This window comes from Qaidamihabitans albus, assembly GCF_016464705.1.
GTDB classification, from domain to species: Bacteria; Actinomycetota; Actinomycetes; order Mycobacteriales; family Pseudonocardiaceae; genus Qaidamihabitans; species Qaidamihabitans albus.
The window spans coordinates 214,337-240,695 of the sequence record NZ_JAEHOB010000002.1; the positions used below are offsets into that span (position 1 = coordinate 214,337).

At 70.8% G+C, this 26,359-nt stretch carries 21 protein-coding genes and 1 tRNA gene; 8 read left to right on the forward strand and 14 right to left on the reverse strand.

Annotated features, from left to right (window positions below; translation table 11 throughout):
• Positions 1-4 precede the first annotated feature (4 nt).
• A complete protein-coding gene (lipB, locus tag JAP66_RS04255) occupies positions 5-745 on the forward strand; it encodes a lipoyl(octanoyl) transferase LipB (RefSeq protein ID WP_199430224.1) in 741 nt (246 codons plus the stop codon).
• Between the two features lie 15 nt (positions 746-760).
• Here lipB and JAP66_RS04260 read toward each other — a convergent pair whose 3' ends face one another.
• Positions 761-1,696, reverse strand: a complete 936-nt coding sequence (locus tag JAP66_RS04260; RefSeq protein WP_199430225.1) for an LLM class F420-dependent oxidoreductase — start codon at positions 1,694-1,696, stop codon at positions 761-763.
• Between the two features lie 9 nt (positions 1,697-1,705).
• Complete coding sequence (locus JAP66_RS04265) at positions 1,706-2,296, reverse strand: TetR/AcrR family transcriptional regulator (protein ID WP_199430226.1); 591 nt, start codon at positions 2,294-2,296, stop codon at positions 1,706-1,708.
• Between the two features lie 129 nt (positions 2,297-2,425).
• Here JAP66_RS04265 and JAP66_RS04270 point away from each other — a divergent pair, with 129 nt between their 5' ends.
• From JAP66_RS04270 to JAP66_RS04285, 4 genes are all read left to right on the forward strand, one after another.
• Complete coding sequence (locus tag JAP66_RS04270) at positions 2,426-2,968, forward strand: hypothetical protein (protein WP_199430227.1); 543 nt, start codon at positions 2,426-2,428, stop codon at positions 2,966-2,968.
• 40 nt (positions 2,969-3,008) lie between these two features.
• Positions 3,009-3,965: an oxidoreductase gene (locus tag JAP66_RS04275; protein ID WP_199430228.1), complete on the forward strand. Its 957-nt coding sequence runs from the start codon at positions 3,009-3,011 to the stop codon at positions 3,963-3,965.
• 37 nt (positions 3,966-4,002) lie between these two features.
• Positions 4,003-5,010: a lipoyl synthase gene (gene lipA, locus JAP66_RS04280; RefSeq protein ID WP_199430229.1), complete on the forward strand. Its 1,008-nt coding sequence runs from the start codon at positions 4,003-4,005 to the stop codon at positions 5,008-5,010.
• 135 nt (positions 5,011-5,145) lie between these two features.
• The gene (locus JAP66_RS04285) at positions 5,146-5,805 is read left to right on the forward strand and encodes a DedA family protein (protein ID WP_199430611.1); all 660 of its coding nucleotides are present in this window, start codon (positions 5,146-5,148) and stop codon (positions 5,803-5,805) included.
• A gap of 67 nt (positions 5,806-5,872) precedes the next feature.
• On the opposite strand, the gene JAP66_RS04290 is transcribed toward JAP66_RS04285, so the two are convergent.
• On the reverse strand, positions 5,873-7,807 hold the full coding sequence (locus JAP66_RS04290; RefSeq protein WP_199430230.1) for an acyl-CoA dehydrogenase family protein: 1,935 nt from the start codon (positions 7,805-7,807) through the stop codon (positions 5,873-5,875).
• A gap of 103 nt (positions 7,808-7,910) precedes the next feature.
• Between JAP66_RS04290 and JAP66_RS04295 the strand changes: the two genes are divergently transcribed.
• Positions 7,911-8,663: an SIR2 family NAD-dependent protein deacylase gene (locus JAP66_RS04295; protein ID WP_199430231.1), complete on the forward strand. Its 753-nt coding sequence runs from the start codon at positions 7,911-7,913 to the stop codon at positions 8,661-8,663.
• 392 nt (positions 8,664-9,055) lie between these two features.
• On the opposite strand, the gene JAP66_RS04300 is transcribed toward JAP66_RS04295, so the two are convergent.
• From JAP66_RS04300 to JAP66_RS04315, 4 genes are all read right to left on the reverse strand, one after another.
• Positions 9,056-10,525 (reverse strand): MFS transporter, encoded by a 1,470-nt coding sequence (locus JAP66_RS04300; RefSeq protein ID WP_307849430.1) that lies wholly within the window; start codon positions 10,523-10,525, stop codon positions 9,056-9,058.
• A gap of 25 nt (positions 10,526-10,550) precedes the next feature.
• Positions 10,551-14,114 carry a DNA polymerase III subunit alpha gene (gene dnaE / locus JAP66_RS04305; protein WP_199430232.1) on the reverse strand — a complete coding sequence of 1,188 codons (3,564 nt, stop codon included), beginning with the start codon at positions 14,112-14,114 and terminating at the stop codon, positions 10,551-10,553.
• 173 nt (positions 14,115-14,287) lie between these two features.
• Positions 14,288-15,427, reverse strand: coding sequence for an acyl-CoA dehydrogenase family protein (locus tag JAP66_RS04310; RefSeq protein WP_199430233.1), 1,140 nt, complete (start codon positions 15,425-15,427; stop codon positions 14,288-14,290).
• Between the two features lie 51 nt (positions 15,428-15,478).
• On the reverse strand, positions 15,479-16,660 hold the full coding sequence (locus JAP66_RS04315; protein WP_199430613.1) for an aminotransferase class V-fold PLP-dependent enzyme: 1,182 nt from the start codon (positions 16,658-16,660) through the stop codon (positions 15,479-15,481).
• 71 nt (positions 16,661-16,731) lie between these two features.
• Here JAP66_RS04315 and JAP66_RS04320 point away from each other — a divergent pair, with 71 nt between their 5' ends.
• On the forward strand, positions 16,732-17,481 hold the full coding sequence (locus JAP66_RS04320; protein ID WP_199430234.1) for a PP2C family protein-serine/threonine phosphatase: 750 nt from the start codon (positions 16,732-16,734) through the stop codon (positions 17,479-17,481).
• Positions 17,482-17,634: 153 nt separating this feature from the next.
• On the opposite strand, the gene JAP66_RS04325 is transcribed toward JAP66_RS04320, so the two are convergent.
• The 7 genes from JAP66_RS04325 to JAP66_RS04355 all read right to left on the reverse strand — a co-directional run bounded on the left by JAP66_RS04325 (position 17,635) and on the right by JAP66_RS04355 (position 23,106).
• Complete coding sequence (locus JAP66_RS04325) at positions 17,635-18,216, reverse strand: DUF4383 domain-containing protein (protein WP_199430235.1); 582 nt, start codon at positions 18,214-18,216, stop codon at positions 17,635-17,637.
• Between the two features lie 89 nt (positions 18,217-18,305).
• Positions 18,306-19,421: a sulfite oxidase gene (locus JAP66_RS04330; protein ID WP_199430236.1), complete on the reverse strand. Its 1,116-nt coding sequence runs from the start codon at positions 19,419-19,421 to the stop codon at positions 18,306-18,308.
• Positions 19,422-19,471: 50 nt separating this feature from the next.
• Positions 19,472-20,431: a neutral zinc metallopeptidase gene (locus JAP66_RS04335; RefSeq protein WP_307849431.1), complete on the reverse strand. Its 960-nt coding sequence runs from the start codon at positions 20,429-20,431 to the stop codon at positions 19,472-19,474.
• Between the two features lie 111 nt (positions 20,432-20,542).
• A complete protein-coding gene (locus JAP66_RS04340) occupies positions 20,543-21,925 on the reverse strand; it encodes an alkaline phosphatase PhoX (RefSeq protein WP_199430238.1) in 1,383 nt (460 codons plus the stop codon).
• A gap of 140 nt (positions 21,926-22,065) precedes the next feature.
• Positions 22,066-22,137, reverse strand: a tRNA-Val gene (locus JAP66_RS04345).
• 31 nt (positions 22,138-22,168) lie between these two features.
• Positions 22,169-22,630 (reverse strand): peroxiredoxin, encoded by a 462-nt coding sequence (locus tag JAP66_RS04350; RefSeq protein ID WP_199430239.1) that lies wholly within the window; start codon positions 22,628-22,630, stop codon positions 22,169-22,171.
• A gap of 59 nt (positions 22,631-22,689) precedes the next feature.
• Positions 22,690-23,106, reverse strand: a complete 417-nt coding sequence (locus JAP66_RS04355) for a DUF3052 domain-containing protein (RefSeq protein ID WP_199430240.1) — start codon at positions 23,104-23,106, stop codon at positions 22,690-22,692.
• Between the two features lie 391 nt (positions 23,107-23,497).
• Between JAP66_RS04355 and aceE the strand changes: the two genes are divergently transcribed.
• Positions 23,498-26,305, forward strand: coding sequence for a pyruvate dehydrogenase (acetyl-transferring), homodimeric type (gene aceE / locus JAP66_RS04360; protein ID WP_199430241.1), 2,808 nt, complete (start codon positions 23,498-23,500; stop codon positions 26,303-26,305).
• Positions 26,306-26,359 lie beyond the last annotated feature (54 nt).

Here is a 26,359-nt window from a genome sequence, read left to right on the forward strand (position 1 = left end):
GGACGTGACTGCGACCGCTTCCTGCCGTGCCACCGCCGATCCCGTCGATGTCCGCGAGATCGGGGTCATCGACTACCTCGAAGCATGGGACCTGCAACGCCGCTACGTCGACGCCCGCGCGGACGGCCACGGGCCGGACACCATGCTGCTGCTGGAACACCCTTCCGTGTACACGGCGGGCAAGCGCACCGAGCCGGGTGACCGGCCGGCCGACGGCACCCCGGTGATCGACGTGGACCGCGGCGGCAAGATCACCTGGCACGGGCCCGGCCAGCTGGTCGGCTACCCGATCGTGAAGCTCGGCGACCCGATCGACGTGGTGCAGTACGTGCGGCGGCTGGAGGAGGCGCTGATCAGCGTGTGCGGGCGGCTGGGCGTGCACACCGGGCGCGTCGAGGGCCGCAGCGGCGTCTGGCTGCCCGCCGACGACCGCGGCCCGGAGCGCAAGATCGCCGCGATCGGCATCCGCGTGCAGCGGGGGGTCACCATGCACGGCTTCGAGCTCAACTGCGACGCCGACCTCACGGCGTTCGACAAGATCGTGCCGTGCGGGATCCGGGACGCGGGGGTGACGTCGCTGGCGGCCGAGCTCGGTCGCGACGTCACGGTGGCCGACGTGCTGCCGCTCGCCCGCGACGCCGTGCTGGCCGCGCTGGACGGCGAGCTGCCGGTGACCGAGGACCGCTGGCTACCCCGCCCGGAGCAGCCCGCCGCCCCCGGTGTCACCTTCGCCCTCCAGACCTGACCTCGCTTCTCGCGGCTAGCGGAGGTGGGGGGCGACCTCGGCGGCGATGAGGTCGAGGTGGTCGAGGTCGGCCAGGTCGAGGACCTGCAGGTACAGGCGTGAGATACCGGTCTTCTCGCGCCATCGGCCGATCTTGTCGACAGCCTCCGCGGGGGTGCCCGCGATGCCGTTCTCCCGCAGTTCCGCCACGTCCCGCCCGATCGCGGCCGCCCGCCGGGCCAGCTCCGGCTCGTCCCGGCCGATGGCCACCACCTGCGCGGCCGAGCGGGTGATCTCGTCCGGGTTCCGCCCGGCCGCCCTTGCGGCGTCGGCGACCCGCTCGTACTGGGCGAGCGCGGTGTCCATGTCGTTGAACGGCACGTTGATCTCGTCGGCGAACCGCGCGGTGAGCTCCGGCGTGCGCTTCCTGCCCGTGCCCCCGATGATCACCGGCGGCCGCGGCCGCTGCGCGGGCTTCGGCAGCCCGGGCGCCTCGGCCAGCCGGTAGTGCTCGCCGTCGAAGGAGAACGCCTGCCCCTCCGGCGTTGCCCACAGCCCGGTGATGATCTCCAGCTGCTCGGTGAAGAGGTCGAAGCGCTCGCGCAGCTCGGGCATCGGCAGGCCGTAGGCGGTGTGCTCGTCGGCGAACCAGCCCGTGCCGAGGCCGAACTCGATCCGGCCGCCGGACATCTGGTCCACCTGAGCCACGGAGATGGCCAGCACCGAAGGGTGCCGGAAGGTCGCAGCCGTCACGAGCGTGCCGAGCCGGATCCGCGAGGTCTCCCTGGCGAGGCCCGCCAGCGTGATCCAGGCATCGGTCGGGCCCGGCAGGCCCGTCACCGATCCCATCTTCAGGAAGTGGTCGGAGCGGAAGAACGCGTCGAAGCCGGCGTCCTCGGTGGCCTTCGCCACCCGCAGCAGGTCGTCGTAGCCCGCCCCTTGCTGGGGCTCGGTGAAGATCCTCAGTTCCACGCCGGCAGCCTACCGGCGGCGCACCTGGTGCAGCAGGTGCACGATGACCTCCTCGATCTGCGCGCCCACCTTCTCCGGCTCGGACGAGCTGGCGATCTCGGTGGCCGCGCTGGAGAGCGCGCCGAACAGCAGCCGGGAGGTGACCTCGACCGGCACGCTGTCCACCTCGCCCGCGTCGATCAGGTCCTGCAGGCTCGACCGGATCAGCCCGAAGCTGTACCTGTCCTCCGCCTCCCGCCACCGTTGCCAGCCCATCACGACGGGCGCCTCGTGCACGGCAATCCGCTGATAAGCGGGATCCAGACAGCTGGAGATGAATTCCCGCAGTCCCCGCAATGCGCGATCCCAGGGTGGTTCATCCCCGCGCAGGATCTTGTCCAGGCGACCGTAAACCCGGCTTTCCACCGCGTCGAACGCCGCCTCGAACAGCGCCTGCTTGCCGCTGAAGTGGTGATAGAGCGCACCTTTTGTGACTCTTGCTCGCCTGGCAATCTCGTCGAGGGAAGTGCCGGCGTAGCCACGTTTGGTGAACAGCTTGACAGCGCTGTCGACCAAGGCGGAACGCGTGGACTCGGAATAGTCCTCTCGCCTGGACCTCATTGTCACCACCCTCACAACTCTACGCCGTTTGCACCGGCCATACCGGTGGTATGTTTGGCGTGTCAGGTCCGTACCGGGAGTATGCCGCAAACCGTTGGTATGACCCGGGTCACGGAAGGGGATCAGGCCATGAGCTGGAACGACTACTATCAGCGGCGCGACATCATCGAAGCCGTACTGCGGCAGGCGCGGCGCGCACCCGGCGCCCCACTGCCGTTCGCCGAGGTCGAGGGGGCCGAACGGGCCTTCGGCACCGAGGAGAACCTGCTGCGCGCACTGCACTACAAGTGGACCCAGGTGCTCGGCGGGTACCTGCGCGCCGAGGTCGCGGGCCCGGAGGACGCCGACGACGTGCCGGGCGGCGGGGAGAGCGACCACGTCGACGCGGTGGCCCGGGCATGGCACGGCGCCGTCCGCGACCACCCGACGCTGCACGCCGTGCTCGAGGCGCACCTGCCGCACCACCCGGCACTGCGGCCGATGCACGATGCGGAGCTGCGGATGCTCGCCGTCACGGCGGGCCTCGCCGAGCCGAACGAGCCGCGCGACGAGGTGACCAGGATCGGCGAGGCGTTCGAGGCACTGCTGCGCAACCAGACCGCCCGGCACGCCCCGGACAGGCGGGCGAACCCGGTCGGGCAGCTGCTGCGGCGGCTGGCGCCGACGGGCTGAGCCACTGGCACCGGCCACACACGTGTAGTTAGCTGACGGCATGGCTGCGCGCACAGGTAACTGGACCGAGAGCGACATCGCCGACCAGACGCGCCGCACGGTGCTGGTCACGGGCGCGAACTCCGGACTGGGCCTGCGCACCGCGCGGGTGCTGGCGGAGAAGGGCGCCAGGGTGCTGCTGGCCTGCCGGTCGGCCGAACGGGGCGAGCGGGCCCTGCGCGAGGTCGCCGAACGGGCGGGAACCCGGCCCGAGCTCGTCCGGCTCGACCTCGCCGACCTGGCGTCGGTGCTCGACGCGGCAAGCAGGGTGCGCGAGCTCACCGGCGACTCACTCGACATCCTGGTCAACAACGCCGGGCTCATGGGCACACCGAAGGGCACCACGAAGGACGGCTTCGAGACCCAGTTCGGCACCAACCATCTCGGGCACGCCGCGCTGACCTGGCTGCTCATGTCCGCTCTGCGAGGCGGCAGCGGTGCCCGCGTCGTCACCGTGTCGAGCATGGCCGCCCGCGCGGGCAGGCTCGACCCGGACGACCCGAACTTCGAACGCCGTCCCTACAACCCCGTCGCGGCGTACGGCCAGTCCAAGCTGGCCAACCAGGTGTTCGCCCTCGAACTGGACCGGCGGCTGCGGGCCGCGCACGAGCCGCTGATCAGCGTCGCCGCCCATCCCGGCTACACCGAGTCCGGGCTGGCCGCGGCCATGGCGCGCTCGTACGGCAATCCGCTACTGCGGGGCGCGATGATCGCGGGCACCCGGATGGGCGAGCTGCTGTTCGCCCAGAGCACCCGGATGGGCACCCTGCCCCAGCTCTTCGCCGCCACCGCGCCCGGCGTCGGTGGTGGCGACTACATCGGGCCGGGCGCGTTCGGCGGTGCGCGCGGTCACCCGGTCGTCACCCGGCCGCTGCCGCCGGCGCTGGACGCCGAGCTCGGCGCCCGCCTGTGGGAGCTGACCGCGAAGTTGACCGGGATCACCCCCAATCCCGCGTAGTGTCGTTCCGCGAGCGCCCGGGCGTAGGCTGGGGCCCGTGACTGTTGCGCCTGATGGTCGGAAGCTGCTGCGGCTCGAGGTCCGCAACAGCGAGACACCGATCGAGAAGAAGCCGTCGTGGATCAAGACGCGCGCGCGCATGGGCCCCGAGTTCACCGAGCTCAAGGGACTGGTGCGGCGCGAGGGTCTGCACACCGTGTGCGAGGAGGCCGGCTGTCCCAACATCTACGAATGCTGGGAGGACCGGGAGGCGACCTTCCTCATCGGTGGCGACCAATGCACCCGGCGCTGCGACTTCTGCCAGATCGACACCGGCAAGCCGGCCGCGCTCGACACCAGTGAGCCGCGCAAGGTCGCCGAGAGCGTGCAGGCGATGGGGCTGCGCTACTCGACCGTCACCGGTGTCGCGCGCGACGACCTCGACGACGGTGGCGCGTGGCTCTACGCCGAGACCGTCCGCCAGATCCACGCGCTGAACCCGGGCACCGGCGTGGAGCTGCTGATCCCGGACTTCAACGCCGACCCGGCCCAGCTCGCCGAGGTGTTCGGCGCCCGCCCGGAGGTACTGGCGCACAACGTCGAGACGGTGCCCCGGATCTTCAAGCGGATCCGGCCCGGTTTCCGCTACCAGCGCTCGCTGGACGTGCTCACCCGCGCCCGCGAGGCCGGGCTGGTGACCAAGTCGAACCTGATCCTCGGCATGGGCGAGACGCCGGACGAGGTCGAGCCCGCGATGCGCGACCTGGTCGAGGCGGGCTGCGAGATCCTGACCATCACGCAGTACCTGCGCCCCTCGGTGCGGCACCACCCGGTGGACCGGTGGGTCAAGCCCGAGGAGTTCGTCGAGCATTCCCAGGCCGCGGAGGCACTCGGGTTCGCCGGGGTGATGGCCGGGCCGCTGGTCCGCTCCTCCTACCGCGCAGGCAAGCTCTTCGCCCAGACCAAGGCGCACCGTGGCGAGCCGCTGCCGGAGAACCTCTCCCACCTCGCCGCCGCGGCGCCGGCCGCACAGGAGGCCAGCAGCGTGCTCGCCCGGCAGGCGTGAGCGCCGCGGCGACGAAAGTCAGGGGTGAGCCCTGACGTCCGGGCGGTGCGCGGCCGCTAGTGTCCGTCGTAGCGTGGTCTTCGGCGTGGTCCGGTTCGGCCACGGGGGACGAGGAGCAAGGGGACGCTCGTGGCACTGGTGACGGATGTGCTCGACTGGTTGCAGAGCCTGCCGCAGCCCGCGCTTGTGGGCGCGACCGGCACGTTGGTGCTGCTCGAATGCACCATCGGGCTCGGGTTCATCGCGCCGGGCGAGTCGGGTCTGCTGATCGCCGCGACCACCGCCACCAGCGTGCCGCGGTTCCTCGTGCTGTGGGCGGTGGTCACCGTCTGCGCGGGGGTCGGTGACTCGATCGGGTACGCGATCGGCAGGAGGTTCGGCCCGCGCCTGCGCGAGACCCGGCTGATCCAGCGCTACGGCACCGACGCCTGGGACAAGGCGACGGGCATCCTGCGCCGGCGAGGCGCGTGGGCGGTGTTCTTCGCCCGGTTCCTGCCGGTGGTGCGGACACTAACCCCGGCGGCCGCGGGCACGTCCGGGCTGCCCTACCGCAAGTTCCTGCCCGCGGTGGTGGCCGGGGCGGCGAGCTGGTCGCTGCTGCACATCAGCATCGGTGCCGCGCTCGGCGAGGCCGCCCGGCGTGTCGAGGGTGTCCTGAACACCGGCGGCATGATCGTGGTCGGGCTGCTCGCCGCGGTCGCCGTCTACCTCCTGGTCCGCTACAAGCGCAAGAAGACGCTCGGCCGGGGCGACGACGAGGAGGCCGGGTCCGAACCCCTCACCCCGCACGGCTGACGCTCGTGAGTGCGTACCCGAGTTCTGACTCGGCTACGCACTCACGAGGTCTGACCTGCGGTTTCCGCTACTTCGTGGACGGCAGGTAGCGGCGGGCGACGTTCTCGACGTCCGAGGCGCCCTCGCGCCAGTCCCCGATCCACGGGCCGGTGCCCTCGCTCGGATCGAGGATGCCCTGCTCCAGCCAGGTGTAGCGGCCGTCGAGCGCGCGGCCGGCGACCTTGCGGTCGACGTCGTCGGTGTTGTTCCACAGCGCCTCGAACAGCGCCTCCACCCGCAGCCGCGACTGGCGGCAGAACGCGTCGGCGAGCTCGTAGGCCGCCTCCCCTTCCCTGGCGTCGTCGCCGCGCTGCATCTCGGCGCGCACACAGCTCGCCGACATCGCGAACAGCTCCGCACCGATGTCCACGATCCTCGACAGGAAGCCCTGCCGCCGTTCGAGACCGGCCTGCCAGCGGGCCATCCCGTAGAACGTGGAGCGAGCCAGCTTGCGCGCGGCGCGCTCGACGTAGCGCAGGTGCGTGCCGAGCGGCCCGAACTCGCGGTAGTTCGTGGGCACCTGGCCCTTGCCGGTGACGAGCTGCGGCAGCCACTTCGCGTAGAACCCGCTGGCCTTGACCGCCGCCCGTGCCTTGCTCCGGACGTCGGCCTCGGTGTCGGCGAGCTCACCGGCGGCCGACAGATGCGCGTCCACGGCCTCCCGGGCGATGAGCAGGTGCATGATCTCGGTGGAGCCCTCGAAGATCCGGTTGATCCGCAGGTCCCGGACCACCTGCTCGGCGGGCACGGCCCGTTCCCCGCGCGCGGCGAGCGACGCCGCCGTCTCGTACCCACGGCCGCCGCGGATCTGCAGCAGCTCGTCCGCGACGAGAGAGGACATCTCGCTGGCCCACAGCTTCGCGAGCGCGGCCTCGATCCGGATGTCGTTGCGCCCCTGGTCGGCCATGTGCCCGGAAAGCTCAACCACGCTCTCCAGTGCGTACGCCGTGGCCGCGATGAACGAGATCTTGTTCGACACCGCCTCGTGCCGCCCGACGGGCCTGCCCCACTGGACCCGCTCGGCGGACCACTCCCTGGCGATCTTCAGGCACCACTTGGCGGCCCCCGCGCACGCGGCGGGCACCGAGAGGCGGCCGGTGTTCAGCGTGGCGAGCGCGATCCTGAGGCCCTTGCCCTCGCCGCCGACGACGTTCTCCTTGGGCACCCGCACCTTGTGGAACCGCGTCACGCCGTTCTCGATGCCGCGCAGGCCCATGAACTCGTTGCGCCGCTCGACGGTGATGCCCGGCGAGTCGGCCTCGACCACGAACGCGGTGACGCCGCCACGGTGGTCCTCGCTCTTCGGCACCCGGGCCATCACGACGAGCAGTTCGGCGACGACACCGTTGGTGGTCCACAGCTTCACGCCGTCCAGCTCGTACGCCCCGCCGTCCTCGGTCGGCACGGCGGTGCTCGCCAGCCGCGCGGGATCGGAGCCGACGTCGGGCTCGGTGAGCAGGAAAGCCGACACCGCGCCCTTCGCGCAGCGCGGCAGGAACCTCGCCTTCTGCTCCGGCGTGCCGGCCAGTTTCAGCGGCTCGGGAACCCCGATCGACTGGTGCGCCGACAGCAGCACGCTCAGCGTCGAGTGCACCGAGCCGACCAGCATCAGCGCCTGGTTGTACGCGACCTGCGTGAGCCCCAGCCCGCCGTACTCCTCGGGGATCTTGATGCCGAAGCAGCCCAGCTCAGCGAGCCCCTTCACGTAGGAGTCCGGGATGCGTGCCTCGCGCTCGATCACGGCCGGGTCGAGGGTCTCGCAGTACTCCCGCAGCCGTGTGAGGAACTTCTCGGCCCTGCCCGAGTCCTCGGCGGTCGAGCGGGGATGGGGATGCACCAGATCCATCCGGAAGCGGCCGAGGTAGAGCTCCTTGGCGAACGAGGGCTTCTGCCAGCCGCTCTCCCTCGCCTCCTCGGCGACCGCCCTGGCTTCCTTCTCCGTTACCTGCGGTTGGTCCGCCATCGGACTCCTCCTCGAGTCGGCTCGGCTTCACACGGCCATGTGACCAGTGTTACTCAACGGTAGGGGATCCGAAACCCATCGCGGTCCGCTGCATCATGGAGGCATGGATTCCGCCGAGGAGCTGCGCCGCGCCCGCGAGCTGGTCACCGGCGCCGGGCACATCGTGGCGATGACCGGCGCCGGCGTGTCGACCGACTCGGGTATCCCGGACTTCCGCGGGCCGAACGGCGTGTGGACGAAGAACCCCGGCGCCGAGCGCATGTCCAACCTGAGCGCCTATGTCGGCAGCAGGCAGGTCCGGGAGGAGGTTTGGCAGGCACGCGTACGGCATCCTGGCTGGGCGGCCCGGCCGAACGCGGCACACCACGCGCTCGCCGAGCTGGAGCGGTCGGGCCGGCTCGCCGCGATCGTCACGCAGAACATCGACGGACTGCACCAGCGGGCCGGTTCCGCTCCGGAAAGGGTCGTCGAGCTGCACGGCACGATGTTCGACACGGTGTGCCTGGGCTGCGGCGACCGGCGCGACATGCGGGAGGCCCTCGACCGGGTGGCCGCGGGCGAGACCGACCCGCCGTGCCTGCTCTGCGGCGGCATCCTCAAGTCGGCCACGATCTCGTTCGGCCAGGCGCTCGACGCCAAGGTGCTGCACCGCGCGAAGGAGCACGCGCAGGCCTGTGACCTCATGCTCGTCGCGGGCAGCTCGCTCACCGTGCACCCGGCGGCCGGCCTGGTCGGCCTTGCCGCGAGCGCGGGCGCGACCGTGGTGGTGTGCAACGCATCCGAGACCCCGTACGACGACCAGGCGGCCGCCGTCCTGCGCGGCCCGCTCGGTGAGGTCCTTCCCGCACTCGTGTGAGCCCGGTCCAGCGCACCCGAAGCGGCATTCGTCGCGTTCAGCGCACCCGATGCCACATTCGGGCGCGTGCCCAGGAAAGAAACCCGGGAGGGTCCGGCCCCTGCCTTCCGGACCCACCCGGGTGGCGCCCCCGATGGCGCGGCGCCGCGTCCGGCACCACGCTCACGGCCTCACCGATCGATCCCCCGCGGCCGTCGGCAATACACTCGTGAGGGTGACGCTGGGTATCTGGCCCGCTCGGCTTTCAGATACGACACGCGACGCTACGGTTGCCGACTCCATCCCCGAAATCTTCACCGTATCGCCACGCTCGGTAGCGAAAATCCCTCATCGAAGGCAATTACCAGGTCTACTCGGTCGCTCTGCGTAGCGCCAGTTGTTTCGCGACAACGTCACTCTAATGGACCAACCGCTGTCACTCCTCGTGACGAATCGGCTGCGATTCGCCGGGTGATGCGGCGGGCATCCTGGGCGGCGAGAACGAGCGCGACGGCGACGAAACCCACCGAGCACAGCATGGCCAGTGACAGCGCCGCCCGGTAGTCCTGTGCCGCACCGGCGACACGAGCGTGGAACACGGAGGCGAGTACGGCGACGCCGATCGCGGTGCCGATCCGCTGGCCGGTCTGCAGCGCGCCGCCCGCCACCCCGGCCATCCGGGTCGGCACCCGGTTCAGCGTCAGCGTGGTGTTCGGCGAGATGACCATCCCGCCGCCCACGCCGGCGACGAGCAGCGGCCCGGCCACCGCGAAGCCGATGTTGCCGGCAGGCACGAACAGCACCACCGTGGCCACGGCGCCGAGGCCGAGTGCGACGAGGCAGAGCCCGGCCACGGTGATCCGGCGGCCCCAGCGCGCGACCAGCCTGCCCGCGATCACGGCGGAAATGGCCGAGCCGAGGGCGAACGGCGTCACCGCGAGCCCCGACTGCAGGGGTGTGTAACCGAGTCCCTGCTGGAAGAACATCGCGAACACCAGCCAGATGCCGGTGAACCCGCAGAAGTACACGGTCGCGATCGAGGCCCCGGTCGCGAAGCCGGGCGTCTCGGTGAACAGCCGGGTGTCCAACAGCGGCGCGCGCCGCCTGCGCACCATGCGCCGCTCCCACCGCACGAAGGCGGCACCGAACACGATCGCAGGCGGGAACAGCCACCACAGCCTGCTCAGCCCGCCCTGTTCGGACTCGACCAGCGGCAGCAGGACTCCGAGCACCGCGAGGCCGAGCAGGAGGCTGCCGACGAAGTCGAGTTCCTTGCGCAGCGGGCGCTTCCGCGGCGCCGCGCCCGGCAGCAGCCGCGCGGCGAGCACGAGGGCCACCGCCCCGATGGGGACGTTGACGAAGAACACCCAGCGCCAGCCGTTCTCCTCGCCGAAGGCCTTGATGATCAGTCCACCGAGGACCGGTCCGACGGCCGTGGAGATCCCGACCGTGGCGCCGAACATGCCGAACGCCCGCCCCCGTTCCGCGCCCCGGAAGAGCTCCTGGACCAGACCGGTGTTCTGCGGGGTGAGCAGGCCGGCCGCCATCCCCTGCAGGAGCCGGGCGGCGACCAGCATCGCCTCGTTCACCGCGGCACCGGCGAGCGCGCTGGTGAGCACGAAAGCCGACAGCGCCACGAGGAACATGCGACGCCTGCCCAGTGCGTCCCCGAGCCGGCCGCCGGACACGAGGACGAGCCCGAACGTGAGGGCGTAGCCGGACACCACCCACTGGGCGCCGGAGACGGACGCGCCGAGGCCGCGCTGGATCGACGGCAGCGCCACGTTGACGATGCTCACGTCGAGCAGGGACATGAACCCCGCGGTGAGGGTGACGGCGAGCGCGCGCCAGCGCCGGGGATCGGGCTCGTGGTCGGACGTCACCCGTCCACGGTATTCAGCGCCCCGGTCAGGTGCTGGCCGTGATCCCCGGAATGCCTTTCAGCTCACCCATGAGCATGGAGGTGACCTTGACCGGGTAGTCGTACAGCGCGAACACCGTCTGCCGGTCCTTGCCGACCAGCTTGAGGTGGACGGGTGTCTCCCCGCGGTGCGCCTGCAGGGTCTGCTTCAGCTCGCTCACCACGCCCTGATCGATCCGCTCCGCGGAGGCGAGCAGCATCAGCGGCGGCTCCTCGTTCCCGATCGCGGCCTCGCTCAGGTCCAGCGGCACGAGCGCGCCACCGAAGACGGACATCCTGTCCTCGCGCCAGTTCACCCTGCCCTTGACCAGCACCGCGTTGTCCTCCACCAGGTCGGCGGAGAACATCGCGTACGCCTTGGCGAAGAACAGCACCTCCATCGAGGCGTCCATGTCCTCGACCGTGCAGATCGCCCACGGCTCGCCCCGCTTGTTCACCCGCCGCTCCAGCGAGGTGATCAGCCCGGCGATCTCGATCTCGCCTTCCTTCGGCGGATCGTCGAGGATCGCGGCGATCGGCCGCCTGGCGTGCTTGCGCAGGATGCGCTCGGCGCCGTCGAGCGGGTGCGCGGACACGTAAAGGCCGAGCATCTCGCGTTCGTAGGCGAGCAACTGCTTGCGGGGGTACTCCTCCTCGCCGAACTTGAGGTGCGCGAGCGGGGACGAGGACTCCGTCGGCTCGGTGGTCTCGCCGGAGCCGAACAGGTCGAACTGTCCCATCGCCTCCTGCCGTTTGAGCGGCACGACGGCTTCCACCGCGTCCTCGTGCACCTGGATCATCGAGAGGCGGGTGTTGCCGAGCGAGTCGAACGCGCCCGCCTTGATCAGCGACTCCACCACCCGCTTGTTGCACACCACCAGCTCCGACTTGTCGAGGAAGTCGGTGAACGTGGAGTACTTGCCCTTCTGCTCGCGGGTCCGGATGATCGACTCGACCACGTTGGCGCCGACGTTGCGCACGGCGCCGAGACCGAAGCGAATGTCGTCGCCGACGGCCGCGAACCGCTGCTCCGACTCGTTGACGTCCGGCGGCAGCACCCTGATGCCGAGCCTGCGGCACTCGGAGAGGTAGATCGCGGACTTGTCCTTGTTGTCGCCCACCGAGGTGAGCAGGGCGGCCATGTACTCCGCCGGGTAGTTCGCCTTGAGGTAGGCGGTCCAGTAGGACACCAGGGCGTAGGCAGCGGCGTGGCTCTTGTTGAACGCGTACCCGGCGAACGGGAGGATCGTGTCCCACAGCGCCTTGATGGCCTCGTCGGAGAAGCCGTTCTCCCGCATCCCGGCGTGGAAGCCCTCGAACTCCTTCTCCAGGACCTCCTGCTTCTTCTTGCCCATCGCGCGGCGCAGTACGTCAGCGCGGCCCATCGAGTAGCCGGCGACCTTCTGCCCGATGTGCATGATCTGTTCCTGATAGACGATCAGGCCGTGCGTGTCGGCCAGGATCTCCTTCAGGGGCTCCTCGAGCTCGGGGTGGATCGGCTTGACCTTCTGCCTGCCGTTCTTGCGGTCGGCGTAGTCGTTGTGGGCGTTCATGCCCATCGGCCCCGGCCGGTAGAGCGCGCCGACGGCCACGATGTCGTCGAAGCCGGTGGGCTGCATGCGCCGCAACAGGTCGCGCATGGCGCCGCCGTCCAGCTGGAAGACGCCGAGCGTGTCGCCACGGGAGAGCAGCTTGTAGGTCTCTGGATCGTCCATTCCGAGCCGGTCCAGATCGATCTCCTGGCCGCGGTTGGCCCTGATGTTGTCGATCGCGTCGCCGATGACGGTGAGGTTGCGCAGCCCGAGGAAGTCCATCTTCAACAGGCCGATGGCCTCACACGACGGGTAGTCCCAGCCGGTGATGACCGAGCCGTCGTCGCGCTGCCAGAGCGGGATGGAGTCCATCAGCGGCTCCGACGACATGATCACCGCGCAGGCGTGCACGCCCGCGTTGCGGATCAGGCCCTCGAGGCCGCGCGCGGTGTTGAAGATCGTCGAGACTTCCTCGTCGTTCTCGATCAGCGAGCGCACCTCGGCGGCCTCGGCGTAGCGCTCGTGCTCGGGGTCGACGATGCCCGACAGCGAGATGTCCTTGGCCATGATCGGCGGCGGCAGCGCCTTGGAGATCTTGTCGGCGATGGCGTAACCGGGCTGGCCGTACTGCACCCGCGCCGCGTCCTTGATCGCCGCCTTGGTCTTGATGGTGCCGAAGGTGATCACCTGCGCGACGCGGTCGGCGCCGTACTTCTCGGTGGCGTAGCGCACCATCTCGCCGCGCCTGCGGTCGTCGAAGTCGATGTCGATGTCGGGCATCGACGCGCGCTCGGGGTTGAGGAACCGCTCGAACAGCAGCTTCTGCGGGATGGGGTCCAGGTTGGTGATACCGAGCGCGTAGGCCACCAGCGAGCCCGCCGCGGAGCCACGGCCGGGGCCGACCCGGATGTCGACGCTGCGGGCGTAGTTGATCAGGTCGGCGACCACCAGGAAGTAGGCGGGGAAACCCTTCTGGTTGATCACGCCGAGCTCGTGCTGCACCCGCTCGAGATAGCCGTCCGGGATGCCGTCCGGAAAGCGCCACTCCAGGCCCTTCATCACCTCGTGGTGCAGCCAGCTCCCCTCGTCGTGGCCCTCGGGCACGGTGAACTTCGGCATCCGGTCGCGGTGCGCGTAGATCTCCTCGTAGGACTGCACGCGCTCGGCGATCAGCAGCGTCGCGTCCGCGGCACCGGGGACCTCGGTGTCCCAGTACTCGCGCATCTCGGCGGCCGACTTGAGGTAGTAGCCGTCGCCGTCGAACTTGAACCGGTTCGGGTCGGAGAGCGTCTTGCCGGACTGCACGCACAGCAGCGCCGAGTGCGAGTCGGCCTGGTCCTTGGTGACGTAGTGCGAGTCGTTGGTGGCCAGCGGGCTGAGGCCGAGCTGCCTGCCGATCTCCAGCAGGCCATCGCGCACCGAACGCTCGATCGGCAGCCCGTGGTCCATCAGCTCGAGGAAGAAGTTGTCCGCGCCGAAGATGTCCCGGTAGTCGGCGGCGGCCCGCAGTGCCTCGTCCTTCTGCCCGAGCCGCAGCCGGGTCTGCACCTCGCCGGAAGGGCACCCGGTGGTGGCGATGATGCCCTCGGCGTTCTCCGCGATCAGCTCGCGGTCCATCCGCGGCTTGCGGTAGTAGCCCTGCATCGACGCCAGCGAGGAGAGCTTGAACAGGTTGCGCAGGCCGGTGGCGTTCTCGGCCAGCATCGTCATGTGGGTGTAGGCGCCGCCGCCCGAGACGTCACCACCCTCACCGAACTCGTCCGCGCCGCGCTGGTTGCTCTGCCCCCAGAAGACCGGCTTCTTGTGGAACCGGCTCTCCGGCGCGACGTATGCCTCGATGCCGATGATCGGCTTGATCCCGGCCTGGCGTGCCTGCTGGTAGAACTCGTCGGCGCCGTACATGTTGCCGTGGTCGGTCATCCCCACGGCCGGCATCTCCAGCCGGGCCGCCTCCGAGAACAGCGGAGCGATCTTCGCCGCACCATCGAGCATCGAGTACTCGGTGTGGACGTGCAGGTGGACGAAGGAATCGTTCGACACCAGCGAAAACCTCCCCTGAGTGGTACGAGCGGCGGCACGCGTCCCGCAGGCTCATCACCCTAGCCCGGGGGTGCGACAGAACCGAGGAGCAGGGCGCGCCCCCGATCTTCCCTCGCCGGCCCGCCTCGGTGGTGGCGACCCGCCGTACGGACCACGGACTCAGCCTCGGTGGCTCAGCGCGGATGGAGGAGGTTGCGCGCGATGACGAGCTTCTGGATCTCGCTGGTTCCCTCGTAAATCCGGAACAGGCGCGCGTCGCGGTAGATGCGTTCCACGGCGACACCCCGCATGTAGCCCATGCCGCCGTGCACCTGCACCGCGCGGTCGGCGACCCGGCCGAGCATCTCGGTGCAGAAAAGCTTGGCGCTGGAGGGGCCGAGCGTGCGGTCCGCGCCCGAGTCGTACTCCCCGGCCGCCTGCAGCACCATCGCCCGCCCGGCGGCCAGCTCGGCGTGCGACTCCGCGAGCAGCGCCTGCACGAGCTGGAAGTCGCCGATCGCGCGGCCGCCCTGCCGGGTGTCGCGCGCGTGCTCGACCGCCTCGGCCAGTGCCCGCTCGGCCATGCCGACGCACACCGCGGCGATGTGTAGCCTGCCCCTGGCCAGTGAGGCCATCGCGATCCGGAACCCGTCACCCTCGGCGCCGATCACCGCGTCGGCGGGCACGCGCACCTCGTCGAGGAACACCTCGGCGGTCCAGGCGCCCGCCTGTCCCATCTTGGGGTCGTGCGGGCCGACGGTCAGTCCGGGCAGGCCCGCGGGCACGAGCAGCGCGGAGATGCCGTGCCGCCCGGACGCCGCCGGATCGGTCCGCGCGAACACCACGAACACGTCGGCGAGCGGGGCGTTGGTGATGAACCGCTTCGTGCCCGAGAGCACATACCCGTCGCCGTCGCGGACGGCCTTGCTGGCCAGCCCGCTCGGGTCCGACCCGGCCTCGGTCTCGGTCAGCGCGAAGGCCGCGATCGCCTCGCCCGCGGCCAGCTTCGGCAGCCAGTGCTCCCGCTGCGCGGTGCTGCCGTAGTTGACGATCGCCTGGCCCGCGATTCCGTTGTTCGTGCCGAACAGGGAGCGGAACGCCGGGGTGGTGTAGCCGAGCTCGATGGCGAGCCGCACGTCCTCGGCCATGCTCAGCCCGAGCCCGCCGTACTCGGCGGGCAGTGCCCAGCCGAACAGCCCGAGCCCGGCGGCCTTGTCCCGGATCTCGGCGGAGATCTCGTCCCGCTCGTCGATCTCCGCCTCCCTGGGAACCACCTCCCGTCGGACGAACTCCCGTACCGCCGACCGGATGGCTGCGAAGTCCTCGGCGTCCACGCGACCTCCCGCTCCACTGATCAAGCGCTTACTCACGTGGAAGCGTACCGGTCACGAAACCGGCGCGGACACCTCCTCGACGAGCCGCCGGATCTCCTCCTCGGTGTTGTAGTAGTGCACCGAGGCCCGCACGAGCGGCGGCAGGCCACGCGCGGGCAGGTCGTACCGGGCCGAGCCTGCCGAGGCCACCGAGGTGTTGATCCCGGCCGCGGCCAGCCGCCGCTGCACGTCGGCGGAGTCCTCACCGTCGACGGTGAAGGTGACGATGCCGCAGCGGCGGGTGCCCTGATCGTGCACCGCGACGCCGGGCAGCGCCGCGAGCTCAGCGCGGAGCTGCCCGGCCAGCTCGGTGACCCGCCGCTCGATGTCCGGCAGCCCCAAGGACAGCGCGTAGTCCACCGCGGCGCCCAGCCCGAGCACGGCCGCGACGTTGCGCTCCCACGTCTCGAACCTGCGGGCGCCGTCGGCCAGCTCGTAGCGATCGGGCGCGGTCCACGCGGCCGAGTGCAGGTCGAGCATGGCCGGCTCGACACGCTCCCACAGGCGCTGCCGCACGTAGAGGAAACCGGTGCCGCGCGGGCCGCGCAGGAACTTGCGGCCGGTCACGCTGAGCGCGTCGCAGCGCAGCCGCTCGACGTCGAGGTCGAGCTGCCCGGCCGACTGGCACGCGTCCAGCAGGAACGGAACCCCCGCCTCCTCGGTGATCTCGCCGATCTCCTCGGCCGGGTTGACCAGGCCGCCCTGGGTGGGCACGTGGGTGATCGCGACCAGCCGCACCCCGGAGTCGAGCCGCCTGCGCAGGTCCGCGAGGTCGAGCTGGCCGTTCGCGTCGTCGTCGACCACCTCGATCACCGCCCCGGTACGCCCGGCGACCTGGAGCAGCGCGATCGCGTTGCTGGCGTACTCGGCGCGGCAGGTCAGAATCCGGTCGCCGGGGCGGAAGTCGAGCGCGTAGAAGACCGCCTGCCAAGCCCTGGTCGCGGAGTCCACCAGAGCGACGTCCCGCGCGGACGCGTTGACCAGCGTGGCGATCGACTCGTAGACGGCGTCGACCCGTGGCTGTGCCCCGGCCGCCGCCTCGTAGCCGCCGCGCAGCTCCTCGGCACGCAGGTGCTCGATCACGGTGTCGGTCACCCGGCGCGGCGGCAGCGCCGATCCCGCGTTGTTCAGATGGATCACCTCGGCGCACCCCGGCGTCTCGGCCCGTGCTCTGCTGACGTCCTCCGCGCGCATCACCATGGCGCCATTCTGACCGAACCGTCCACGCTCGCAGGCCGGTTTTCCGCACGTGGTTCACTGCACATATGACTCACGACGAGGTGCTCGTGCTCCGGTACGCGGCCGGCTCCGACACCGGGCGGCGACGCGAGGAGAACGAGGACTCGGCCTTCACGAGCCCGCGCCTTCTGGCGGTCGCGGATGGCATGGGCGGGCACGCCCACGGCGAGGTGGCGAGCGAGGTGGCGATCGCCGCGATCGCCGATCTGGACCGGCGGCTCACCGATGTCGGCACGGAGGAGCTGGACCCGGCCGCCGAGCTCGCGCAGGGCGTGGCCGACGCGGCGGAACGCCTCGACGAACGGGTGGCGGCGAACCCCGATCTGGCGGGGATGGGCACCACGCTCACCGCACTGCTCTGGGACGGGACCCGGTTCGCGCTTGCCCACATCGGCGACTCCCGCGGCTACCTGTTCAGGGAGGGCGAGCTCAGCAGGATCACGCGGGACCACACGGTGGTGCAGTCGCTCGTCGACGAGGGCAGCCTGGCGCCCGAGCTGGCGGCGAGCCACCCGCACCGCTCGGTGCTCACGCGCGCTCTGCTGGCCGACAGCCCGGCCGAGCCGGACGTGTCGATCCAGCCGGTGCGCGCCGGCGACCGGTACCTGCTCTGCTCCGACGGCCTCACCGACGTGGTGACCGACGGGGAGATCGGCGACGTCCTGGAGTCCGGCGGCGAGCCGGAGGAGGTCGTGCGGACACTCATCGACCTCGCCAACAGCCACGGCGGCCCGGACAACATCACCTGCGTCGTCGTGGACGTCGGGATCGCCTAGTGCCTGGTCACCGCTCGTGAGTGTTTGGCCGAGTTAGAACGCGGTTCCTCACTCACGAGCGGTGACCTGCGGAAACAGTGCGCACCGGTCTCCCTGCGCGGCGTCGGCTCCCGGCGGCGGAGCCGAGCCGATGCCGCGCGGGAGGAGGCGGCCCTAGCGAGCCGGGTCGTGCCTGCCGAAGCGCCGGTGCCCGCCGTGCTCGGTGGTCTCGGTGGTCTCGGTGGTCGGTTCGTTTTCCTCGGCAGGCCGTCGCTCCTCAACCGTGCCCGGCGGCACCGTCTCCCCGCGCTCCACGACCCTGCGGGCCGGCAGCACGGCGATCAGCAGGCCGACGAGCGCGGTGCCGAGGTGCAGCCAGTTGTCGGCGGTGTCGATCGCCAACGGGTTGCCCAGTCCGGAGACCGGGTTGGTCGCGAACACGTCGGTGATCGCCAGGCCCCACACGAACAGCACGCCGAAGGCCACGAACAGCAGCCACCCGAACGTACGGGCCAGCCCGGACATCACCGCCATCAGCACGCCGAGCACACCGATGACGAGATGCACCACGTTGTGCAGCGGGTTGATGGCGAACACCCACAGCGTGCTGTGCTCCGCCGCGGCGAAGTCGCCGAACCCGGTAATGGTGAAGCCGATGATCCCGATGGCCAGGTACGCCAGCCCAACGAGCCCCGCCAGGACCTGCGTGGGCTGCAGACCCCCCACCCGGACCCGGGTTTCTGCCGGACGAGTCATGACCGCCTCCTCTGTGCGATGGGTCACTGTCCGGTGTTTACCCGCGCGGAAATGGACAAAACCCGCCACCGCGTCCCGGCCCGGCAGGCTCACCCGTTCCGGGCAGGCAGGCACGTCACGGGCACCCGGTGCACGGCGTTGTTGGCGAAACCGCCCCGGTTCCAGGGCTGCGTGACGGGCTGGACGCCGTCCGCGTCGGTCGCGCGCACCGAGAGCACGTACCGGCCCGGCTCCGCCCGCCACGTCGCGCGCCAACGGCGCCAGGCCCACGGATGCGCCCCCGCCGGCTCCACCTCGGCGTCGCGCCAGCAGGCGCCGTCGTCGGTGCTGACCTCCACCCTGGCGAGCGGAGCGCGGCCGGACCAGGCGCGCCCGGTGAGCTCGACCGGGCCGGGACGCACTATCCGGTGGCGGGACTGGAAGTCGGGGAAGCCGGGCGGCACGAGCAATGCCCTCGGCGCGATCCGGGTGACCGGCTCGCCGGGGTCCTCGGGACTCTGCCGGGTGCGGTAGGCGACGGCGTTCTGGAATCCGGTGAACGGCGTGCCGACGACCTCGATCTCCCGCAGCCACTTCACGTGCGCCATGCCGTACCAGCCGGGCACGACGAGCCGCAGCGGAAAGCCGTGCTGCGGGGGCAGCGGCTCGCCGTTCATGGCGTAGGCGAGCAGGACCTCGTCGCGGAGCGCTTCGCCGAGCGGCAGGCCGCGCTGGTAGTCCTGCTCGACGCCGCGCTCCACGCCGTGGTCGGCACCGGTGCACACCACCTCGGCCGCGTCCGGGTCGGCCCCGGCCCGTTCGAGCACCTCCCGCAGGGGGACGCCGGTCCAGTCGGCGGTACCGACGGCCTCGACGAGCCAGGGCTGGCTGACCGGCCGGGGCCGGAGCTGGGCGCGCCCGTTGCCTGCGCATTCCATCGTCACCCGCACGGTGCGCGCCGGCAGTTCCCGCAGCTCGGCCAGGGAGAGCTCGAACGGGCTGCCGACCTGTCCGGTGACCGCGAGCCGCCAGGTCTCCGGGTCCAGGTACGGAATGTCGTAGTGCACCAGCAGGTAGTGCAGGCCCGCGGGAGTGCGGTCGTGGCGCAGCGCCTCCAGCGGCATCCCGTGGTTGCGGGCCGCCAGCGCCAGCTCCTCGGCACTGATGTCCTCGTCGGGCTCCGCCAGTCGCGCGGGCAGGCTGACCTCGGAGAGCTGTGGTTCCATCCGGTCAGCATGCGCCGCCGGGCCTTTCCCGCACCAGCCCCGCGACGGCGTTACGAGACCTGGTCGAGTGCGGCCACCCACGTGTTGCACGCCGCGGTGCCCGTGCCGTCGAAACCGGCGCGCGCCCAGTACAACTGGGTGTCGCTGGAACCGTGCGTGCGGCTGTCCACCCAGTTGCGGAAGTCGTCGACGGCGTCCTGAGCCTGCGTGGCGCTCACCGTGCCGCGGCCGGCGACGCTGGCGAGGAACATCCCCGCGAAGCAGTTCGCCTGCAGCTCGACGCGGCGGCCGACCTCCCGGTCGCCCGCGCTGCCCGGCTCGTGCGCCGCCAGCTTCTGCCCCGCGCGGGCGAGGATCCCGCTCAGCTGCTGCACGTGGTGGCCGTACTCGTGGGCGAGCGTGGCGATGTGGGCGGGAGGATCGGCGCCGAGAGCGGCGAGCACCCGCTGGCGAGGCAGGTAGATGGTGTGGTCGTCGCCACAGTAGAAGCCGGTCGCCTCGTCGGCGGGCGGCAGCGCACCGCACGCGGTGCGCGGGTGGTCGGCGAGCTGGACCCGGACCGGGCCGAACGGGTGGCCCGCCCGTTCCAGAGCCGGCGCCCAGGCCCGTTCGAGACAACCGATCTGTGCCAGGTAGAGCGCGCGCAGCCGGGCGAGGTCCCGGCCCATCGCGGGGAGCTCGCAGGTCACCGGCGGAAGCGGGACATCGGCGACGAGCAGCGGGTTGCGTGCCGCGCTGGGGACCGGCTCCGGGCCCGCGGCGGGCCGGGCGCTTCCGGGCACCTCGCCGGACGCATCGCCGTGGCCGTCGTCCGCGGAGTTCGTCACGAACAGCAGTCCGGCGACGAGCAGCAGCGCGACCACCACCGGCAGGCCGCGCCGGGCAGGCCGGCGCGGCGGCGGGACCGGCCGTCTCTGCTCCACCTGCGGCTCCCAGCCGGACAGCGGCAGATCCTCGATCAACGGCCGCGGGCGCGCCGGTGGCTCGGGACGGTTGCCTGCTGTATCCACGACCACCTCGGGCTCGGCTTCGGTTCGGCGTAGGCGGCGAGGATAAGCCGCGGTGGCGGCCACGGCGACCGGAAACGCGGAAAGTGCCGTGGCCGCCATCGAGTCGTTGCGCTACAGCGATCCGGTGCGCCAGGGCCCGGTGATGGCGAACGTGATGCCCGGGCTCTGCGCGTTGACGAAGAGCCAGTTGCCGTTCTTCGGCTCGAACGTCGAGCCGCACCACTCCGAGCCGGAGTAGTCGCCAGGGGCTGCGGCCTTGCCCGGCACCCCACCCTCCGGGATGACGACCTGGTTGAGCGCGAACGGGAAGATCTCGCCGTCGGTGGTGAGGCCGTGCAGGTACTCGCCCTCGCTGCCGTCCTCGCACAGCACGATGCCGCCGCGCGGGCTGACACAGATGTTGTCCGGGTTGTTCAGCACCGCGGCGTCGGGCGAGGCGAACAGCACGCGCATCCGCTCGGCCCGCGGGTCGTACTCGAAGACCTGCCCCTGCCCCTTCGGCCCTCCGCTGGTCGAGACGATGTACACGCGGTCGTTGCCCCACCAGGCACCTTCGAGCCTGCGGAAGACGGCGGCACCGAGCGCGGCGCCCTGCTCCGCGGGCCGGGTCTCGCCGGGTGCGTAGTCGGGGTTGGGCACCGTGACCCAGGACGTGCGGTACTCCGTGCCGGTGCCGTCGGCGTAGGTCGAGTACGACGAGCCGTCCGGGGTCCGCACGACGAGCATCTGCAGCTCGCCGCCTGCGGCAAGCTCGCCCCGCTTACGCGGCAGGTAGCGGTAGAAGCCCGAGGGTGTCGCGTCCTCGGTGAGGTAGACGACCCCGGTGCCGGGGTCCACCGCGACGGCTTCGTGGCTGAACCGGCCCATCTCGCGCAGCGGGGCCGGGTCGCCCTTGCCGTCGAAGGGCACCTCGAAGACATAGCCGTGCCGCGTGCCGTCCGGGGCGACCTCAGTGGTCTCCTCGCAGCTCAGCCATGTGCCCCACGGGGTCGGGCCACCGGCGCAGTTGCGGATGGTGCCGGACAGGCTGGCCCAGGACTCGGTGAACTCGCCCCTGTCGGGGTCGAAGACGAGGTTGGTGGTGCCACCCCGCGCGGCCGGGTTGTAGGCGGGCTCGGCGAACGCGCCCGAGTAGCCGCCGAGCTCGTGGTTGCGGACGAGCGCGACCTTGCCGTCCGGACGGCGGAAGGCGGCCATGCCGTCGTGGGCCGCGGGGGTCGGGGAACCGTCGGACATCGGATCGCCGGTCCAGCCGTGGCTGAGGTACTCGAAGCCCTTCGGCAGGGCGAGCAGGGCGAGCCCGGTCGTCTGGTCCCGGACCGGGGAGAGCGGGCCGTAGTCGGGGCTGGAGTCACGCTTGCGCAGCGGCGCCGCGCCCGCGGTGCGGGCGCCGAGTGCCTCCAGCGGGCCGAGCGTGGCCAGCGCGGCGGCGGTGGCCAGGCCGCCCTGCAGGAAGCGGCGGCGGGCGAGACCGGAGTCGGCGGTGTCTGTCACGAGTTGTCCTCTCGCGTCGTGGTGGGGACGCGCAGGGACGCTAATCGCCGGATTGGTCCGACTCCCGAACGAACCGGGAACCCGCCGTGAACTCGCGCGGGCAGGTCCGCACCGGCCGGATGCGGCACGCATGCGTTCGGTGGGCGCAGCAGGGTTCGAACCTGCGACCCCCTGCTTGTAAGGCAGGTGCTCTTCCGCTGAGCTATGCGCCCTGGTGGCGGCGCCACGGGCGCCGCCGGAAGGTCACGCGAGTCCGGAGACCGCCTTCTTCCATGCCTGCTGGTCACGGGCCTCACCGGGCTGGTTCACCTCGGCGAAGCGCACGATCCCCTCCTTGTCGATGAGGAAGGTGCCCCGGTTGGCCAGCCCGGCCTTCTCGTTGAAGACGCCGTAGGCCTGCGCGACCTCGCCGTGCGGCCAGAAGTCGGACAGCAGCGGGAACTGGTAGCCCTGCTGCTCGGCCCACGCCTTCAGCGAGAACGGGGTGTCGACGGAAACCCCGAGGACCTGGACGCCCTCGTTCTCGTAGTCGGCGAACTCGTCCCGAAGCTGGCACAGCTCGCCCTGGCAGATGCCGCTGAACGCGAACGGGTAGAACACCAGCAGCACCGGCCTGTCCCCGCGGAACGAGGACAGCGTGACGGGCTGCTTGTTGTAGTCGTTGAGCGTGAAATCCGGAGCCTGCGTACCGACCTCGACTGCCATACCGCGCGTCCTCCCGATGGGTCGTCCCGCGTTGAAAGGAATCCTCGTACCGGGCAACCCTATCGCGACCTCGGCACCAGCCTCGTTCCCGTCCAGGCGGACCCCACGCTGATGTTGGAGGTCTGCGACAGCCCGACCGTGGGCACCGCCTCGGCGATGTCGCTCGGTTCGACGTGCCCCGGTTGCCCGGTCTTGGGGGTCAGCACCCAGATGGCGCCGTTCTCGTCGAGCGGCCCCCGCGCGTCGACCAGGGCGTCACCGAGGTCGCCGTCGCCGTCCCGCCACCAGAGCAACACGACGTCGATGACCTCGTCGGCGTCCTCGTCGAGCAGCTCACCGCCGACGTGCTCCTCGATGGCTGCCCGGAAGTCGTCATCGACGTCCTCGTCCCAGCCGATCTCCTGGACCACCATGTCCGGCTTGATCCCAAGCCTCTCGGCGACGCTGTTCTGGTCAGCGTCTCCCGCGGCGACCACGACTTTCACTCCTCCAACTACGACGATGTGCGGCACGTCACTCCTCACGGAGCCCGCAGCCGCACGTTCGGACACGGATGGGCTTAGCGAACACTGGCGCGGCGCACGGCGCAACCGTCCACACCGGATCGTCGGCAACTCGTGGCCGGCGGAACCGGACGCGGCGGCACGTCAGCGAGCGAAAACAGCCCTGTGAACGCCAGCGCGGAACCTGCGTGAGCGCTCTGAACTAGGGTAGACGGGAGGCCTCACCAGGGGCGTCAGCAGGCCGAACGCTGCGCGACCGGGCGAGGCAAACGTTACCGTTCAGTAGCGGTGACGTGGGCCGCGTTTGCGACGACGATGGCGAACGAGCACAAAACACAACGGCAACAATCGGCGAGGAGATCCCTTGGCCCCCCAGAACGACGAGGCCGGGCGCGACGGCGCCTCCGGCCAGGGAGCCCCGGCGCGTGTCCGCGTCATCCGTGACGGACTGGCGGCGCACCTGCCCGACATCGACCCCGAGGAGACGGCCGAGTGGCTGGACTCCTTCGACGCGGCGCTGGCCAGGGGCGGGCAGCAGCGCGCCAGGTACCTGATGCTGAGGGTGCTGGAACGCGCCCGTGAACGCAACGTGGGCGTGCCGCCGCTGACCGCGACCGACTACGTCAACACCATCCCCACCGAGAACGAACCGTGGTTCCCCGGCGACGAGGAGATCGAGCGCCGTTACCGCGCGTACATCAGATGGAACGCGGCGGTCATGGTGCACCGCGCACAGCGGCCGGGTGTGGGTGTCGGTGGTCACATCTCGACCTACGCCTCCTCCGCGGCGCTCTACGAGGTGGGCTTCAACCACTTCTTCCGCGGCAAGAACCACTCCGGTGGCGGCGATCACATCTTCATCCAGGGGCACGCCTCCCCCGGCATCTACGCGCGCGCCTACCTCGAGGGCAGGCTCAGCGACGACCAGCTGGACGGCTTCCGGCAGGAGCACTCGCACGCCGGCGAGGGCGGCGGCCTGCCGTCGTACCCGCACCCGCGGCTGATGCCCGGCTTCTGGGAGTACCCCACGGTGTCGATGGGCCTCGGCCCGATGAACGCCATCTACCAGGCCAGGTTCAACCGGTACCTGAACGCCCGCGGCATCAAGGACACCAGCGACCAGCACGTCTGGGCGTTCCTCGGCGACGGCGAGATGGACGAGCCGGAGTCGCGTGGGCTGATCCACGTCGCCTCCGGCGAGGGCCTCGACAACCTGACCTTCGTCATCAACTGCAACCTGCAGCGCCTGGACGGCCCGGTGCGGGGCAACGGCAAGATCATCCAGGAGCTGGAGGCTTACTTCCGCGGCGCGGGCTGGAACGTCATCAAGGTCATCTGGGGCCGGGAGTGGGACGCGCTGCTGCACGCCGACCGCGACGGCGCGCTGGTCAACCTGATGAACACCACGCCGGACGGCGACTTCCAGACGTACAAGGCCAACGACGGCGCCTACGTCCGCGAGCACTTCTTCGGCCGCGACCCGCGGACGAAGGACCTGGTCAAGGACCTGTCGGACGCCGACATCTGGCACCTCAAGCGCGGCGGCCACGACTACCGCAAGGTCTACGCGGCCTACAAGGCGGCGCTGGAGCACCACGGCCAGCCGACGGTGATCCTCGCCCACACCATCAAGGGCTACGGCCTCGGCCCTGCGTTCGAGGGGCGCAACGCCACGCACCAGATGAAGAAGCTCACCCTCGACGACCTGAAGCTGTTCCGCGATGCCCAGCGCATCCCGATCAGCGACGAGGAGCTGGAGCGCGACCCGAAGCTGCCGCCGTACTACCACCCCGGCGAGGAGTCGCCGGAGATCGAGTACATGCTCGGCAGGCGTAAGACGCTGGGCGGCTTCCTGCCGGAACGCCGGTCGAAGGCGAAACCGCTGGTGCTGCCGGGCGACAAGACCTACGAGGCCATCCGCAAGGGCTCGGGCAAGCAGGAGGTCGCCACCACGATGGCGTTCGTCCGGCTGGTCCGCGAGCTGGCCAAGGACGCCGAGATCGGCAGCCGGATCGTGCCGATCATCCCGGACGAGGCACGCACGTTCGGCCTCGACTCGATGTTCCCGACGGCCAAGATCTACAACCCGCAGGGGCAGACCTACACGTCGGTCGACGCTCAGCTGATGCTGGCGTACAAGGAGTCCGAGCAGGGACAGCTGCTGCACGAGGGCATCAACGAGGCGGGCTCGACCGCGTCGTTCACCGCGATCGGCACGTCGTACGCGACACACGGTGAGCCGATGATCCCGATCTACATCTTCTACTCGATGTTCGGGTTCCAGCGCACCGGCGACGGACTGTACGCCGCGGCCGACCAGATGGCGCGCGGGTTCATGCTCGGCGCCACCGCCGGCCGCACGACGCTGACCGGTGAGGGGCTGCAGCACGCCGACGGCCACTCGTTCCTGCTGGCGGCCACCAACCCGGCGGTGGTGTCCTACGACCCGGCGTGGTCGTTCGAGATCGCGCACATCGTGCGGGACGGTCTGCGCCGGATGTACGGCGAGGGCGGCCCGGACGGCAACGGCGAGAACGTCTTCTACTACGTCACCATCTACAACGACCCGTACCAGCAGCCCGCGGAGCCGGAGGGCCTGGACGTCGACGGGCTGCTGAAGGGGCTCTACCGGTACCAGACGGCGCCCGGTGACGAGGGCCCGAAGGCGCAGATCCTCGTCTCCGGCGTCACCATGCCGGACGCCCTGCGGGCGCAGGAGATGCTCGCCGACGAGTGGGGCGTGCGGGCCGACGTCTGGTCGGCGACCTCGTGGACGGAACTGCGCCGCGAGGCGGTGGAGGTCGACCGGGACAACTTCCTCTACCCGGCCGACACGCCCCGCGTGCCGTACGTGACGCGGACGCTGAGTGAGGCGGAAGGCCCGGTCGTCGCGGTGTCGGACTGGATGCGCGCCGTGCCGGACCTGATCCGGCCGTGGGTTCCCACCGACATGCTCACGCTCGGCACGGACGGGTTCGGCTTCTCCGACACCCGGCCGGCCGCGCGGAGGTACTTCCTGGTGGACGCCGAGTCGATCACGGTGGCCGTGCTGACGATGCTGGCCAGGCGGGGCGAACTCGACCAGGCGAAGGTGGTCGAGGCGGCGCGCCGGTACCGCATCGACGACGTCACCGCCGCGGGCCCGCAGACATCCGACCCCGGCTCCGCCTAGCCGGTCAACTGCCATGAACGACCCGTTACTGGCACTTTTCGCCAGTAACGGGTC